Annotated in this window: 12 protein-coding genes; 9 read left to right on the top strand and 3 right to left on the bottom strand. The window is 37.6% G+C overall.

Translation table 11 applies throughout. The annotated features are described in order from the left end of the window. Window positions 1–2 precede the first annotated feature (2 nt). Window positions 3–1,058 (bottom strand): nicotinate-nucleotide--dimethylbenzimidazole phosphoribosyltransferase, encoded by a 1,056-nt coding sequence (gene cobT / locus CH364_RS17635; RefSeq protein ID WP_100744114.1) that lies wholly within the window; start codon window positions 1,056–1,058, stop codon window positions 3–5. 163 nt (window positions 1,059–1,221) lie between these two features. On the opposite strand from cobT, the gene dnaE reads away from it, so the two are divergent. The 3 genes from dnaE (at window position 1,222) to CH364_RS17650 (ending at window position 7,814) form a co-directional block, all read left to right on the top strand. Then, window positions 1,222–4,719 (top strand): DNA polymerase III subunit alpha, encoded by a 3,498-nt coding sequence (dnaE, locus tag CH364_RS17640; protein ID WP_100744115.1) that lies wholly within the window; start codon window positions 1,222–1,224, stop codon window positions 4,717–4,719. A 6-nt stretch (window positions 4,720–4,725) separates the two neighbouring features. After that, window positions 4,726–5,826: a helix-turn-helix domain-containing protein gene (locus CH364_RS17645; RefSeq protein WP_100744116.1), complete on the top strand. Its 1,101-nt coding sequence runs from the start codon at window positions 4,726–4,728 to the stop codon at window positions 5,824–5,826. A gap of 89 nt (window positions 5,827–5,915) precedes the next feature. Then, window positions 5,916–7,814: an AMP-dependent synthetase/ligase gene (locus CH364_RS17650; RefSeq protein ID WP_100744117.1), complete on the top strand. Its 1,899-nt coding sequence runs from the start codon at window positions 5,916–5,918 to the stop codon at window positions 7,812–7,814. A gap of 43 nt (window positions 7,815–7,857) precedes the next feature. On the opposite strand, the gene CH364_RS17655 is transcribed toward CH364_RS17650, so the two are convergent. Beyond that, window positions 7,858–8,772, bottom strand: coding sequence for a M23 family metallopeptidase (locus CH364_RS17655; protein ID WP_100744118.1), 915 nt, complete (start codon window positions 8,770–8,772; stop codon window positions 7,858–7,860). Between the two features lie 45 nt (window positions 8,773–8,817). On the opposite strand from CH364_RS17655, the gene CH364_RS17660 reads away from it, so the two are divergent. Genes CH364_RS17660 through CH364_RS17675 form a run of 4 tightly spaced genes read left to right on the top strand, consistent with a single transcriptional unit; the run spans window position 8,818 to window position 13,040 of the window. Then, the gene (locus CH364_RS17660) at window positions 8,818–9,735 is read left to right on the top strand and encodes a sigma-70 family RNA polymerase sigma factor (RefSeq protein WP_100744119.1); all 918 of its coding nucleotides are present in this window, start codon (window positions 8,818–8,820) and stop codon (window positions 9,733–9,735) included. A 36-nt stretch (window positions 9,736–9,771) separates the two neighbouring features. Further along, the gene (locus CH364_RS17665) at window positions 9,772–10,482 is read left to right on the top strand and encodes a hypothetical protein (protein WP_100744120.1); all 711 of its coding nucleotides are present in this window, start codon (window positions 9,772–9,774) and stop codon (window positions 10,480–10,482) included. Window positions 10,483–10,494: 12 nt separating this feature from the next. Next, the gene (locus CH364_RS17670; RefSeq protein WP_100744121.1) at window positions 10,495–12,312 is read left to right on the top strand and encodes a CHAT domain-containing protein; all 1,818 of its coding nucleotides are present in this window, start codon (window positions 10,495–10,497) and stop codon (window positions 12,310–12,312) included. Then, window positions 12,309–13,040, top strand: a complete 732-nt coding sequence (locus CH364_RS17675) for a hypothetical protein (protein ID WP_100744122.1) — start codon at window positions 12,309–12,311, stop codon at window positions 13,038–13,040. Before CH364_RS17670 ends, CH364_RS17675 begins: the two co-directional genes overlap by 4 nt. 16 nt (window positions 13,041–13,056) lie before the next feature. Here CH364_RS17675 and CH364_RS17680 read toward each other — a convergent pair whose 3' ends face one another. Next, a complete protein-coding gene (locus CH364_RS17680) occupies window positions 13,057–13,323 on the bottom strand; it encodes a sigma-54 down-regulated protein (RefSeq protein WP_035983335.1) in 267 nt (88 codons plus the stop codon). A 121-nt stretch (window positions 13,324–13,444) separates the two neighbouring features. Between CH364_RS17680 and mtnA the strand changes: the two genes are divergently transcribed. After that, window positions 13,445–14,518, top strand: coding sequence for an S-methyl-5-thioribose-1-phosphate isomerase (mtnA, locus tag CH364_RS17685; RefSeq protein ID WP_100744757.1), 1,074 nt, complete (start codon window positions 13,445–13,447; stop codon window positions 14,516–14,518). Continuing rightward, on the top strand, window positions 14,515–15,024 hold the full coding sequence (gene msrA, locus CH364_RS17690; protein ID WP_100744123.1) for a peptide-methionine (S)-S-oxide reductase MsrA: 510 nt from the start codon (window positions 14,515–14,517) through the stop codon (window positions 15,022–15,024). Before mtnA ends, msrA begins: the two co-directional genes overlap by 4 nt. Window position 15,025: the final 1 nt, after the last annotated feature.

Genomic DNA, 15,025 nt, shown 5'->3' on the forward strand with positions numbered 1-15,025 from the left:
TTCTATTTAGAATCCGTATTACTAACACCAGCATCTGCAAAGGATGCCATTTCATTTAGAAATTTTACACTGAGTTCAATGAGAGGATAAGCTGCAAGTGCACCACTTCCTTCACCTAACCGTAAATTGAGCCGAAGTAAAGGTTTTATTTTCCAATGTTCCAATACAACTGTATGGCCTTCTTCTTCTGATAGATGTGAAAAAATGGCGTAACTTTTTACGGTAGGATTGAGCGCGAATGCTATGGCAAAAGCAGCTGTTGTAATGAATCCATCCACTACAAAAGCTTTTCTCTGTGCTGCAGCGCCAATCATAGCACCCGCCATCATACCAATTTCAAATCCACCAAATTCAGACAAAACTTCTAGCGGGTCTTTTATTTTTCCAGTTCTTTGAAAAGCTTCTGAAAGAATTTTGAATTTGATATCCTTTGCAGAGTTAGTAAGTCCAGTCCCTCGTCCCACAAGTTGGTTTAATGGAATTTCTGTTAGTTGAGATAAAACTAAAGATGCAGAAGAGGTATTCCCAATTCCCATCTCACCAAATAAAAATATATTTGTTGATTCGTATCTTTTTTCTGAGAGAAGTTCAATCCCACTAATGATGGTTTCTTTTGCCTCATTGAGTGACATAGCCGACTGTTTTAAAAAGTTGGAAGTACCTTTTCTGATTTTTCTTTGGATGGGTTTTGGAGAATGATCATCCCAATCATGGTCTACTCCCGAATCTACCACTTCCACTTCGATATAGCTGTGTTTGGCGAAGACATTCGCGCAAGCCCCACCTGATAAAAAATTTAAAACCATCTGCCAAGTGACATCCTTGGGATACAAAGAAACCGGTTCTTCCGTTATGCCATGGTCACCTGCAAAAAGAATGAGTTTCGGGTGATTTAAACTTGGGGTAAGGGTATTTTGGATTTCAGCCAATTGCAAGGCAATTGCCTCCAAATCACCCAACGAACCCACAGGTTTGGTTTTGTTGTCTATTTTATTGCGGATTGAATCTCGCAAAACATCGGTTACGGGAGAAATGGAAGGTAGGGAAAATGGTGACATAAACAAAACCAGTCTAAAAGGGTCTGTATCCGCTTCCATCGTTTTTGGACTTGGAAGGGACGGGGAGGTTTGGGAATTGGCAATTTGGACCGAAAAAAATCCGAAATTCTGACCTTGGGGCGCTTTACGTAGGAAGCCGTCGGAGTTACTATGTCACCAAGCCATGGAAGATTTTGCCCACTTACATTTACATACTACCTATTCCATGCTCGATGGAGCCATACGAATCAGCGATCTGATGAAGCGTGTGAAGGAACTTGGTATGAGTTCTGTCGCCATCACCGACCACGGAAACATGTATGGGGCCATTGAATTTTACAAAGAGGCTGTCAAACATGATGTTAAACCCATCATTGGATGTGAGTTTTATGTAACTCCATCTCGCAGTGCTGAAACGGAACTAGATGAGATTGCCGATGGTGGTGCATATCATATCATCTTACTTTGTAAAAACGAAATTGGTTATCGAAATATCATCAAACTGGCTAGTCGTTCCTTTACAGAAGGATTTTATCGCAAACCAAGGATCGATTATGATTTATTAGAACGACATAGTGAAGGCCTCGTTTGTTTGACTGCTTGTCTTGCGGGAGAAGTCAACCGTAAGATATTAGAAGGCAAAGAAGACAAAGCATATGCGTTAGCTGGTCGGTTACATGAAATTTTTCGCAAAGAAGATTTTTATTTAGAAATCCAAGACCATGGAATTCCAGAACAACGAACTGTTGCCGAAGCGGTGATGGGATTTTCCAAACGAACAGGCATACCTCTTGTGCTTACAAACGATTCGCACTTTTTAACAAAAGATGATCGTGAAGCGCAAGATATCTTACTTCGAATCGGTATGCGTAAAAATATCGATGATGAAATGCGATTTGGTTTCAATGATAACTTCTATGTAAAGTCTCCCGCAGAAATGATGGGTATCTTTCCCGATCATAAGGATGCATTTTATAATACCTTAGCCATTCGAGATAAATGTTCTCTTAACTTTCAATTTGGAAATCCATTACTCCCTCCTTTTGAAGTACCTGCTGGTTTTGATACCGATAGTTATTTGGAAAAATTGGTTTGGGAAGGTATCCAAGAAAAATACCAAGAGATCACTCCCGTTGTGCGAGAAAGAACAGAATATGAAATGCAAACCATTCGAAATATGCATTTTGCTGGTTACTTTCTTATCGTTCAAGATTATATTAATTTTGCAAGACGAGCAGGAATTCCAGTAGGGCCTGGGCGTGGTTCTGCTGCAGGATCCATCATTGCTTTTGCACTTGGAATCACCAATGTAGACCCTATTCGTTATAACCTACTTTTTGAAAGGTTTCTCAATCCCGACAGAAAGGATATGCCCGATATTGATACGGATTTCTGTGTGGAAAGGCGAGAAGAAGTAATCAATTACATTAAACACCGGTATGGTGAAAACCGAGTAGGGCAAATCATTACCTTTGGATCGTTAGCGGCAAAGGCTGCTATTAAAGATGTTGCTCGTGTATTCAATGTTCCTTTTTCAGAAGTAAATGAGATGAGTAAACTCTTCCCAAAAAAATTGGGAATTACCATCCAGGAAGCTGTTGATACATCGAAAGACCTTCGTGACATTGCGGAAAAATCTGATTTAAACAAAAAAGTTTTTTATATTGCTCAGAAATTAGAGGGTAACTACCGTCAGGTGGGAAGGCATGCTGCCGGTGTTGTTATTGCACCAACGGCTCTGGAAGAAATTGTTCCTTTATCTACGGTTAGTGAACCAGGTAGGGATGGTCGTTCCATAGTTACTCAGTACGACAAAAATATGTCGGAACAGGTAGGGCTAATCAAGATGGATATCTTAGGTTTAAAAAACTTAACGACCATCCATCATGCCACCAAACTCATTGAAAAACGTCATGGAGTGTTGCTTGATTTAGATAAAATTCCTTTGGATGATCCGGCCACATTTAGTTTGTTACGTAAAGCAAATGTCCTTGGGATATTCCAGTTAGATTCTTCTTCCGGAATTCGTGACCTTTTTGCAAAAGCGCAAGTGCAAAAATTTGAAGAAATTGCCGCCTTACTTGCATTATATCGACCTGGTCCGATGGGATCGGGAATGTTGGATGATTATTTAGATCGTAAAAACGGGAAAAAGAAAGTTATATTCCCACATGAAAGTTTGGCAGAAGTTTTGGGTGAAACCTACGGAGTTGTTGTTTACCAAGAACAGGTGATGGGTATTTCGCGGATTATGGGTGGATTCTCTGTGGGTGACTCGGATGTTCTTCGTAAGGCGATGGCCAAAAAAGACAAATCGAAACTTCCAGCATTGAAAGAAAAGTTTGTGAAAGGTGCGATCGAAAAAAAGATCAACGAAAAACTTGCCATAGAACTTTTTGAACAGTTAGAAAAATTTGGTGAGTATGGTTTTAATAAATCTCACTCAGTAGCCTATGCCTTTGTCACTTACCAAACTGCATTTTTAAAAGCCAACTACTCCATTGAATACTTGACTGCTCTTTTATCTGGAGATCATTCAAAAATCACTGATGTTGTGAAATACATCAATAATGCAAAAGAAATGGGAATTCGTATTTTAGGTCCTGATGTCAAAGAATCAGGTATTTCTTTCGAAATTACCGACGATAAAACAGTAAGATTCGGTCTTTCCTCTATCAAAGGTGTCGGAGAACTCGCTGCTGAAAATATTATCGCCAATCGAAATTCTATTGGCGGATATAAACAGTTAGGTGACTTCACTAAAAAATTGGATACTAGACTTGCTAACAAAAAAGTTTTAGAGTCTCTCGCACAAGGGGGAGCCTTTGATTCTTTTGGATATACAAGAAAAACGATCTTTGAATCTACCGATATGATTCTAAGTTACGCTAACAAAAAACAGGCGGAAGAAAAAGAAGGCCAGTTTTCTTTGTTTGGCGGTGCAAACGGTGGTGCGGAAGAAAACCTCAACTTACCAAAAGACGGAATTGAATGGAATGGGGATGATTTACTTAAAAGAGAAAAAGAAACCACAGGACTATATCTTTCTGGACACCCTCTTGATAAATTTACTGAACAATTAAAAACATTAAAACCTACAACTATCGAAAACTTAGAAGAGGTTCGCCCCAAATCTAAAGTAGAAATTGCCGGTGTTCTTTCCAAAAAAGTAGTCAAACTCACAAAGAAAAAAGAAGAGTTTGTGAACTTCATGTTGGAAGACCAAACAGGGGAAATTGAATGTGTTGCTTTCCCAAAAACTTATGCAGAATTCAAACACCTATTTACGGAAGACAATACTGTTTTCATCAGAGGAATTTTAGAACGACTTGATGCAGACGAATCGGAGTTAAAGGGCCAAATTATTGTCAATAAACTCGAAGAATTAAATTCAGTTACCATTGAAAAGAAAATGGAAAAAACGCTCCATCTAACAATTAACATGATGGAAGAAAAAAATAGAGATGTGATTTTAAAATTACAAGACATCCTCTCTGTTCATCGCGGGGCTTCTTCAGTATTTTTCCATTTGGTTGGAAATGGTGATGAAAAAAAAGTAATTCGTGCACATGATCATTTTTCTATCGAAATTACTTCTGATCTGATGAAGATGTTAACGGATATTTTGGGAAAAGGTACAGTTCGTTATACCGTTGGCGAAGAAGTAAGAGTATACGGATAAAATTTTGTGGCGACTGGTTCAATATCCTTAAACCTTCTTTTTGAGTTTCTTTGGATGGGTTCTGGATCAGTTTTTTGTTTGATCTGGTCTCTCTCAAATTTAATTAGAAACAGAAATATCTCTGGGTTTGTCTGGTCTTTTGTTTTATTTTCAACAGGTCTTTGGTTACTCACTGGTGCTTTTATGTTCACTGGGTTTTACAGATACCTTCCTTCCATAGCATTAATTCACATCCCATTTGTATTTCTTTCCGCAACCTTACTTTATTTATACTTAGAATATTTGTTTTTGGAAAAATTAATCCAAATTAAAATTTATCATTTTATTCCCGCATTTGTATCCGTAGTTTTTTTGATTCCATTTTATTTTGATTCAGATGCGGAACAATTAGAGATATTGGAACAAATGTCAAAAACGGAATATGGTTCCGTAATCGTAGGAATGAACTTTGGAATTAAAATTTCTATCTTACTTTCGGTTGGTTTATTTCTCCTGAAAGAATGGATACCGAATGTAAGGTTGTCTGTTTTTTTTACAAAAAAAGCAATTTATTCTCTTATCTTCATTCTTTTGATTTGGGTTGATTTATTACTTGGAAGTATTGGATTTACATTTCAAATTCCTTTTTTTCGTAAACTCAGTGCCTATCTTTTGCCTGTCCTAATGTACTTTTATTTTTTCACTCGAGAACTTTGGGCACCGTTTGTTTCAGATGTTCGTGATAGTATCCAAAGGAACAAATATGAAAAATCTAAATTGGTTTCGGTTCAATTAGAAACCATCGATCAAAGTTTGTATGAACTAATGCGAGAAAAAGTATTCTGTGATGAAGACCTAAGTCTTTCTAAACTGGCAGAGATGGCAGAAGTCAAACCTGGCCAACTTTCTGAATATTTTCATAAGCGGTATGGGTTTGGATTTTATCAATACATCAATCAATATAGGATCGATGAAGCAAAACGTTTATTATTGGAATCGGAAGAGAGATCGATCCTTTCGATTGCTGATGCTGTTGGTTTCAATTCAAAATCAACATTCAATCGTGTATTTTTAGAATCTGTTGGGTTCACACCGACAGAGTATCGTAAACAATCAAAACCAAACTAAAACTATTTATTTTCAAAGTCTCAAAGAATTCCCCAAGACGACAAAACTAAAAATCTCAATTAAAATGGTCTTCTTAAAGAGGAAATTCCATGCGGACCATGATAGATTTTTATTTAAACCTTCCGGTAAAATTCGGTAACAAAAATGCTTTTGCAACTCGGATGGGTACCGGTGTTTATCAGTTTAAAACTTATAATCACCTTCTAAACGATGCAAAGGATTTGGCATTTGGTTTGAAAGGTAGTTTATCCGAAAGAGATAAAGTCGCTATTTTTGCAGACAATGCATACGAATGGATACAAACAAGTATCGCAGTTACACTGCTCGGAGCTGTGGATGTTCCCAGAGCTTCCGATGTTACTGATCATGATATTTTGTACATTCTAAACCATTCTGAATCGAAGATACTTTTTGTCGAAAACGATGCTGTCTTTAAAAAGGTGATTCGGTTGGAAGCTGAATTGGAATTTTTAAAAGAAATTGTAATCATTTATCCTCCCAAAGAGGGAAATAAAGAAATGAGCTCAAGAAAAATGAAAATATCCACCTTGCAGGAGCTAGTTGCCAAAGGGAAAGAACTTCGTAAAGTTGATCCATCTGATTCAGTTTTTCTAAATTCAACAATCAAAGTATCTGATTTGTTTACTATGATTTACACTTCGGGTACTACCGGTACACCAAAAGGTGTTATGTTAACACAGAAAAATATTCTTTTCCAACTACAGAATCTCCCGATTCGTTTGCAAAAAGGAGACAGAACTTTATCAATTTTACCAATTTGGCATATCTTCGAAAGAATTTTTGAAATCTTTAGTTTGTATTATGGAGCCTGCACTTATTATAGCAGTGTTCGTACTTTGAAAGAAGATTTACGTTTTGTAAAACCTCATTTTATGGCTTCAGCCCCAAGACTTTGGGAAAGTATTTATTCAGGAATTTTAGGAACCCTCGCTAAATCATCTCCAGTAAAACAAAAAATGTTTCACATTGCTATGTTCTTTGCGAAAAGATTTTTTATTTCGAGACAAGTGATTACCGGAAATGTTTTGGACATCCATCCAGTAGTTTTTTGGAAACAATCCATTCGTTTTCTTTATCACCTCTACCGGTTTTTTCTAGTGAGTGTACCACATTTCATTTTTGATTTTTTAGTTTTATCTAAAATTCGAAAGGCAACTGGTGGAGAACTTCGTGGTTCTTGTTCTGGTGGGGGAGCGCTTCCATACCATGTGGATGAATTTTTTAATACCATTGGCATTCCAGTTTTGGAAGGGTATGGAATGACAGAAACGGCACCTGTACTTGCTATGCGAACCTTTGAAGAAATCATTCCAGGTTCTGTAGGAAAGATTTTTCCAAAAACTAATTTAAGATTAGTGGATCTTCATACGGGAGAGATTTTTTTAGATACAGAAGTTGGGAAATTTGTATTTGGAAGAAAAGGTGAAATCCATGTGAAGGGCAACCAGGTAATGGCAGGTTATTATAAAAATCCGGAAGCCACAAATAAGGTTTTGAACGATGGATGGCTAAATACTGGAGATTTGGGAATTTTCACTGCCAACCATAACTTACGAATTGTGGGACGTTCTAAAGAAACTATTGTTTTGTTAGGTGGTGAGAATGTGGAACCTGTCCCTATCGAATCAAAAATTTTAGAATCAGAATGGATTGACCAATGTATGGTTGTAGGGCAAGACCAAAAGTATTTGAGTGTTCTTGTATATCCGAATACCAATCGGTTTGAGGAACCTCTATCTGAGGAATTTTGGAAACAAAAAGAAGTGATTCAGAAAATTGAAACTGAAATCAAAGCAAAGGTGAATTCACAAACTGGATTTAAATCATTTGAGAGAGTAGTGGGTCTTGTGATTTTACCAAAACCATTTGAAGTAGGCGATGAACTGACTGCAAAACTTTCATTAAAAAGACATGTGATCACAGATAAATACAAATCAGAAATTGCTGCGTTGTATTCCAACAACTAATCCAAATAAATCTAAATTGTTAGTTTTCCATTTGGTGGAGGGCTTAATTCCCTCCACTAATTCTCGTTATGTTGATGCTGAAACTTCTTTCGGCGTTTTGACCGCTAAAGTCTTTTGTTTGGACTTTGATTATATTCTCACCGGCCTTAAGATTGAGAATTCCTACCAAATACCTATCTTTGAAAAACAATTCATCAAAATTATGTCCCTCTTTTGTTTTCCATTTCCCCTCTTCAAATCGTAAGGATTCGAAGTTTGCTTGTTTGTAAGTTTCGCCGTTAAAAAGGAATTTTACTTCTTTGATTCCTCTCCTTTGGCTATTTTTGATTCCACCATCAAGAATACTGACTGTGAGTGGGAATGCTTTGGACACATTGATATTGTCTCCGTCATTGAGGTTGGTGTAATTTTCACCTACATGGATGAAAAGATTGGCAATTTGAGGTGGCATAGTGTCTTCCACAGGAGGAAGGTAAGCGAGGGGATCAAGAAGAGTTTTCCCATAATCCTTTCCTAAAACAAAGTGTAGGTGGCCCCCGGTAGAATGCCCTGTATTCCCTGAGATTCCAATGGTATCACCTGCGGAGACCTGTTTGCCAGACCGAACTGTCTCATTCCTTGTTCCTCCCAAATGGTAGTAGCCGCTCACATAACCGTTTTTATGTGCAATCCAGACAATATTACCCGACCCACGTTCGTCTTCAAAAGGGTCGTCCTCCGCATAACGGGAGTATAGGATGAATCCCTGGCTCATACTTTTGACAGGTTGCAAAACGGAAGATATGTCTAATCCATTGTGAAAATGGTCTTTTCGCGACTCTCCAAAGGTACTTGTGATGAGACCAGGCAATTCCAAACCTTGGATGGGCCAAACAAATTCGGGTTTTATCGCGGAGACCGGTTCATCTGCTAAAATAAAACTTGCCAAGAGACTCAATACTACAACAATACTTCTCATGTTTAGAGAAGTCTCCTGGCAGGTTCCTTTTTAGGAAAGTAGATAATGAAACAGACTTCTTATACCAATGAAGAAATTTTAGAGATTGTCAAAGCCTGTGGTGCTGGAGACGAAAAGTCTCTCCAGACGTTTTTTGATATTTATTCTCAAGACATTTACAATTTTCCAATTCGTGTCTTTCACTTAAGTGAAGATGATGCCTCCGACTATTATATTTATGCATTTGAAAGGTTAAAAACCGGAAAACGTTTCAAAAGTTTTGTGGGTAAGTCTAGTTTCAAAACTTGGTTTTTCTCAGTACTTAGAAACTTACTGATTGATTGGCAACGCACGAAACGGGAAGTCAAAACCCAAACCATTTCGAAAGTCAATAAAGAAGGGAAAGAATACAGTACCATCGAAGACGAACCGGATAAAAGATCGGAAGCCTTGGCATTGGCAATCGATGTTTCTGACCAATTTCATTCCGTACTATCCACAATAAAAATTGAAAACCGGGTAGTATTCAAATTGTCCTTTGTTTATTACCTCCACCTAGATCCAGAAGAGGTTCGGTTTGTTGCTGAAAAAACCAATCGTTCCGAAGAGGAGATCCGTGTTGAGATTTTGCATCTCCGTGAAGAACTTTCTGGTCGCGAAGAAGAAAACTTAAAAATGGAAGATAAGATCACATCCCTGTATTTGAATATTCTGGATTTGAAAGAACAGAAAAAATCAAAGGCCCAAGGGGACTCTGTCGAAGCACAATATTATAAAGAACGTTTGGACCATGCTCTTGCGAAAAAGTACGAACAGAGGAAAAAACTAATCGAGAAAAAACAAAAAGGCCACTTTCTCGTCCGGACGCCCTATAGAGAGATTGCCAGAATCTTAGGGATTTCCGAAGGTGGAGTCAGTGTGACCTTGCTAAGAGTTCTCGAAAAAATGCAAAAAAAAATGCATTCGATGGCTGGAGAGGGCTAATTTCCTTCGTCATACTTTAAGAGAGTGGAGTTTGACATGGAAGATCAGGGTTTTAACGCAGAAGTACTGGAACAAGCTAGGGAATTATTTATCCGAGGAGAATTCCCGAGTGAGGGTGAGTTGCAAAATCATCCTGATTTACTCGACGCATTCTGGTTTTGCGAAGAGGCATTCTTTGCTAGTATGCGCCAAGAATTAGTGGAAAACCACCCGTTCGCAGAGTCTTGGGACCTTGCCAAAGCTGATCTGACAATGGGAAAAGCTGCTCTTCCACTTCCCGAATTTTTAAAAGAATACACTCGCAATAACCTTATCCTTCCTGAAAAAAAAGACAGTCTCATTGTTCGCCTCACACAAACAGGAGTTCGAGTGATCGATAGTCTTGTTGAAAGTTTACAAATCAAAGAGAGTTTTGAATTTGCACCTTCCATGCGTTCGGCATCTGCCGAGGTTCGTTCTGGCGAAGCGAACTCTGTTATCTTTGAGGAAACCACCAGCGAAAACCAAAAGTTCTACTACCAAATTGTAAAAGAAAACCAGGGAGAAGTTTATCTTTCTGTCAAAGCAGAGGGGACTCCTGCCTTCCAACAAGTCAACTTACGTCGGGACGGCCGGTTCATTCTTTCTAGTAAAATCAATTTAGAAGGCAGTGCTAGTTTTTCCGGGCTAGTCCCTGGTAGTTACACCATTGAGTTTGTAGGCCCCGGCCAATCAAAATCGTTTGACTTGTCTATCCTTGTTGGATAACTTCATGGGAGCATGCTCTCCCTAATCATTGATAGAGTTGGTAACGTAAATATCTTCAATGTCTTGGAGGATAATCTTCCAGTAGAGGAATCCCATATCCAATCTACGTTAGATGATGATTTAATTTTTGAATATTTGGGAGAGGTGGAAAGGTTAGTCCATGTTTCTCAATCGGTTCTTTCCAATCCAAACCAAATTCTCAATGCTGACATCCTTCAAGATTTAAAAGTTCTCGGTGAAACTTTTTACCAACAGTTTTTTCCTTCTTCCATTATTGAAAAATTAAAAAATACAACGAAACATAGCATTCATTTTAATATTGATCCAGCTCTTGCTCTCATTCCTTGGGAACTATTACATGATGGGGCTAGTTTTCTTTCTGATAAATTCAGAATAGGAAAAACAATTCGGGGAGGATTACATCGTCCCACACACCAGGAAAATCGTAAGATCAAGATGCTCATCATTGCAGATCCTACAGAAGATCTTCCACATGCCCAAAAAGAAGGTGAGGTTTTATTTTCCGTTCTTAGCCAAAAGGTTCCCACTCATTTGTTGGAACTTGAATTTATTGGTGGCAAACAAGTCACCAAACTAAAGTTACTATCTCTAATTAAAGACAAACATATCATACATTATTCAGGACATCTTCACTTTTCTGATGATTCATTGGAAAATGGTTGGTTGTTGTCAGATGGAAAGGTACTAAAAGCCCGCGAAATCAAATCAACGGGAATTGATACAGATCTTGTATTTTCTAATTCTTGTATGTCAGCTAAGGCTGCTGGTAAAAAATTAAATCCAAATATTTTAAATCAGTATGCAGGCGCCTTTTTGACTGCAGGAATCAAAACTTTTGTTGGAACCAATTGGGAAATTTTAGACAACGAAAGAACAATTGATTTTACAGTTCGATTTTATACTTTTTTATTTTCTGATAAATCTGTGGGTGAGTCGTTATACTTATCCAAAGAGTTTGCAAGACGAAATTATCATGCTAATGACTTAACTTGGGCAAACTATTCATTATATGGAAATCCTGATTTTTCATTATTTGTAAAAGATAGAAGAAATTTTCATTCTGCAAAAATTCTAAATCCAACTTCAGTAATCGAATTTTACCCCACTCCTATTGCAGTTGCTTATTCAAAGTTAATCAAATCCAACAAGGCAAAATCCATCGACAAAAGTAATTTAATCAATTTGATTAAATTGTTTGAAGCAATCAGTCAAGTTGTTGGAATGATGGTTTTCAGTGATCATGCAGCTCATGCAATGAACAAATCAATCCCGAATAACCCGGATGATGCGGTATCACTTCGTAAGTGGTGGGAACTAGTATATGGATGTGTTTGGGATTTTCAAAAACTTAAAATTTCAAGTATATTAGAAGCTGCTTTACCTGTTTTACACGAACAAAAAGAAACCATTTTTAAAATGGTTGGATGGATGGAATCTTGGGAACAGGATGAGGTGAAAGAAGAAGAAATAGAATCTTACCAAATCATTATGCAGTTCTTTTTGGAAAACATGTTACTCGAATTTTCAGAATTGGAGAAAGTGAGTGTTCTTTTGGTATCTGAAAATCATAATCCACATTTTTATTTTAAAGGGATCAAACCTGCCTATTTATATCCGTCTTCTCCAGGTTCAAAAGATAAATTACAAGAACAACTATCGAAACACAAAGGAAATCTTGTGTTAGTTCATGAAAATCGTAAGATTGTAATTCCTTTTCCAACATATTTTAAGGAACGCAAAGAAACGGGAGATTTAGAGTTGGTGTTTAATGGTCTCATTCCTTTTGCTCCAGGAGCTAAGCAGAGTTGAGTTTATGCCATCCAGATTTAGGTAACGTATCATGCGGTGCCTGTTGTGGCTTATTTAATTTAAAATTATCTCCTAAAGAATTTAAATCTTTATTAACTGAACGAACTTCAGAATTTCAGTCCACAGTCAATTTTGAAGTTAGGCATAGTTTTCCTATTTATCGTAAAGATAGAGAAACTAAAGAAACACAGATTCCTAAAAAAGATGAGATGACTTATAACTGTCCTTTTTTGGGATATGTTGATGCCACCAAACAACGAATTGGTTGTATGATCCATCCGATTTTTACAGGGGATCCCAAAAGCCAAAATTTTTCTTTTTATGGTGCTTCCATTTGCCAAGCTTATGATTGTAAAAACAAAGAAAGTGTATTGGCAGATTTATGGGAAACTCTCTTTGTAGAAATTGCAAAAGATTCTGTGGAGTTTTCCTTTTTAGCCGCAGATCATATATTTGTTAACGCCCTAGAAAAACTCTTTACTCATTTTGAAATCAGTATGGATCGAATGTTTCAGGAATTCCGTTTGGAGTTGGTTGATATATTCCGAACAAAACTTTTAACTTCAGCAGCGAAAAATTTCACTTCGTTTGAAATCAATTATGAAAGTTTTTCCGACTTAAACGCTTTGGAAATTTATTTTGTAAATGAATTGGGTGAGTATTGGAAAGAATGGAAAGAAATATTCATAAAAAAAATCCCGGATAGAGGTAAAGTATCCGGGTTTTAATTAAAATGAATTTTGATTAAGCTTTAGATGTAACAGTTGCTACTTTCGCTTTAGTTTCAGCAACAACAGTGTTTGCTTTTCCGATGATTGTTTCAACTTGAGAAATTCCTTCTTGAAGGTATTTTCTAAGATTTACAGAAACTTCGCTTTGGTCTTGTGCACCTTTTGCAGCTAAAGATTGAAATCCAGTGTTGATGTTAGAGAAAGCTTTTTCAGCCTCTACTTTTGCTGTGTTCACTGCGCCTAGGATGAAGTTTAATCCGTCTTTTACTTGTTGTTCCATTTTCATTTTCCTTTTTTCGGTATTGTTTTGTGCATTGCACCACTCCTTTTTGTGCGCTGCACAGGAATCTGTCAACCTGTTTTTGTATTTTTTTTCTGCATCGCACCAAAAAAATGGATCGATGACTCATCCGGAATTTTTACCGATCCAATGGAAATCCACCCATTTGGAACTTCTCGACCAACGAATCTTACCTGGAAAAAAAGAATTTTTAAAAATAGTGTCTGTAGAAGAAACCATTTCGGCCATTCGTGAAATGGCTGTTAGGGGAGCACCTGCCATTGCCATCACAGGAGTTTTTGGTCTTACCTTAGGGGCGAAGTCGCGGTCGGGAATGGCAACCACAAAAGAAATTGAAACCTTACTGTCTTCTGTTTTGGAATCTCGCCCTACTGCAGTCAATTTGAGTTATGCAATTCGTGAAGCAAAAAATCGCGTTCAGGGAATCAATGATTGGGGTTTAATATCAGAAACATGGGAATCATATGCGGAAGAGATGGTGGAGCTTGATTTAGCCGCCAATAAAGCGTTAGGTGGAAATGGACTTTCTCTTTTTAATCAAAACCAAACTGAATTTCACATCATCACTCATTGTAATACGGGAGCATTAGCAACCGCAGGCCATGGTACTGCTCTTGGGGTCATTCGAAGTTTACGGGATGCAGGGAAAAAGGTTGTTGTATATGCAGATGAAACAAGGCCTTTTTTACAAGGTTCTAGACTCACCGCATTTGAAATGATGGAAGAAGGCATCGAATGTTATATCATTACTGACGGAATGTCTGGTTGGCTTATGAATCATAGAAAAATCGATGCAGTAATTGTTGGTTGTGACCGTGTCGCTGCCAATGGAGACACAGCAAACAAAATCGGAACATACAATTTAGGGATAGTCGCAAAGGAACATGGAGTCCCTTTTTATGTCTGTGCCACAAAAGATAGTTTTGATTTGAATTTGAAAACAGGGGATGAAATTCCCATCGAAATGCGAAAAGAAACAGAAGTGACACAATTTGATTTTTTAAAAACTGAGGATGGAAAGTATTTATTTCCTGAAGGGAAAACTTCACCGATCGGTGCAAGGGCCCTCAATCCTTCTTTTGATGTAACAAAAGCTCACTTAATCAAAAACTTCATCACAGAATTTGGATGTTTTGTACCAGAGGAGATTTCGGTTCGTCTAAAGACTGTATGACGGAAAAAGTAATTTTAGGTGGTGGGTGTTTTTGGTGTACAGAAGCGGTGTATCTTAGGATTCCCGGAGTAATTTCTGTAAGATCTGGATACGCCGGTGGGTCGACTCCCAATCCAACCTATAAAGAAATTTGTACGGGAACTACGGGTCATGCAGAGGTCATAGAAATAGAATTTGACCCAGAGATTATATCCTACTCAAAAATTTTAGAAGTTTTTTGGGCCTCTCACGATCCTACAACACTCAATCGCCAAGGGAATGATGTGGGTACACAGTATAGGTCCGTTATATTTTATTTGAATGAAAATCAAAAAGAATTAGCAGTAGAGTCGAAACGAAAACATGCATTTCTTTTTCCTGATCCCATTGTGACAGAAATTACACCAGCACCAGAATTTTATCCTGCTGAAGATTATCACCAAGATTATTTCACGCTGAATCCGCAGAATCCATACTGCCACTATGTGATTTTTCCCAAGTTAAAAAAATTGGGATTAAAGCTGTAAT

It is taken from the genome of Leptospira harrisiae, assembly GCF_002811945.1.
Lineage (GTDB): Bacteria > Spirochaetota > Leptospiria > Leptospirales > Leptospiraceae > Leptospira_A > Leptospira_A harrisiae.

What these genes read in the sequence shown, in the direction of transcription:
- cobT (WP_100744114.1), bottom strand. Translation starts at nt 1,058, where the DNA reads ATGTCACCATTTTCCCTACCTTCCATTTCTCCCGTAACCGATGTTTTG.
- CH364_RS17650 (WP_100744117.1), top strand. Translation starts at nt 5,916, where the DNA reads ATGCGGACCATGATAGATTTTTATTTAAACCTTCCGGTAAAATTCGGT.
- CH364_RS17670 (WP_100744121.1), top strand. Translation starts at nt 10,495, where the DNA reads ATGCTCTCCCTAATCATTGATAGAGTTGGTAACGTAAATATCTTCAAT.
- CH364_RS17680 (WP_035983335.1), bottom strand. Translation starts at nt 13,323, where the DNA reads ATGGAACAACAAGTAAAAGACGGATTAAACTTCATCCTAGGCGCAGTG.
- CH364_RS17660 (WP_100744119.1), top strand. Translation starts at nt 8,818, where the DNA reads ATGAAACAGACTTCTTATACCAATGAAGAAATTTTAGAGATTGTCAAA.
- mtnA (WP_100744757.1), top strand. Translation starts at nt 13,445, where the DNA reads ATGACTCATCCGGAATTTTTACCGATCCAATGGAAATCCACCCATTTG.
- msrA (WP_100744123.1), top strand. Translation starts at nt 14,515, where the DNA reads ATGACGGAAAAAGTAATTTTAGGTGGTGGGTGTTTTTGGTGTACAGAA.
- CH364_RS17665 (WP_100744120.1), top strand. Translation starts at nt 9,772, where the DNA reads ATGGAAGATCAGGGTTTTAACGCAGAAGTACTGGAACAAGCTAGGGAA.
- CH364_RS17655 (WP_100744118.1), bottom strand. Translation starts at nt 8,772, where the DNA reads ATGAGAAGTATTGTTGTAGTATTGAGTCTCTTGGCAAGTTTTATTTTA.
- dnaE (WP_100744115.1), top strand. Translation starts at nt 1,222, where the DNA reads ATGGAAGATTTTGCCCACTTACATTTACATACTACCTATTCCATGCTC.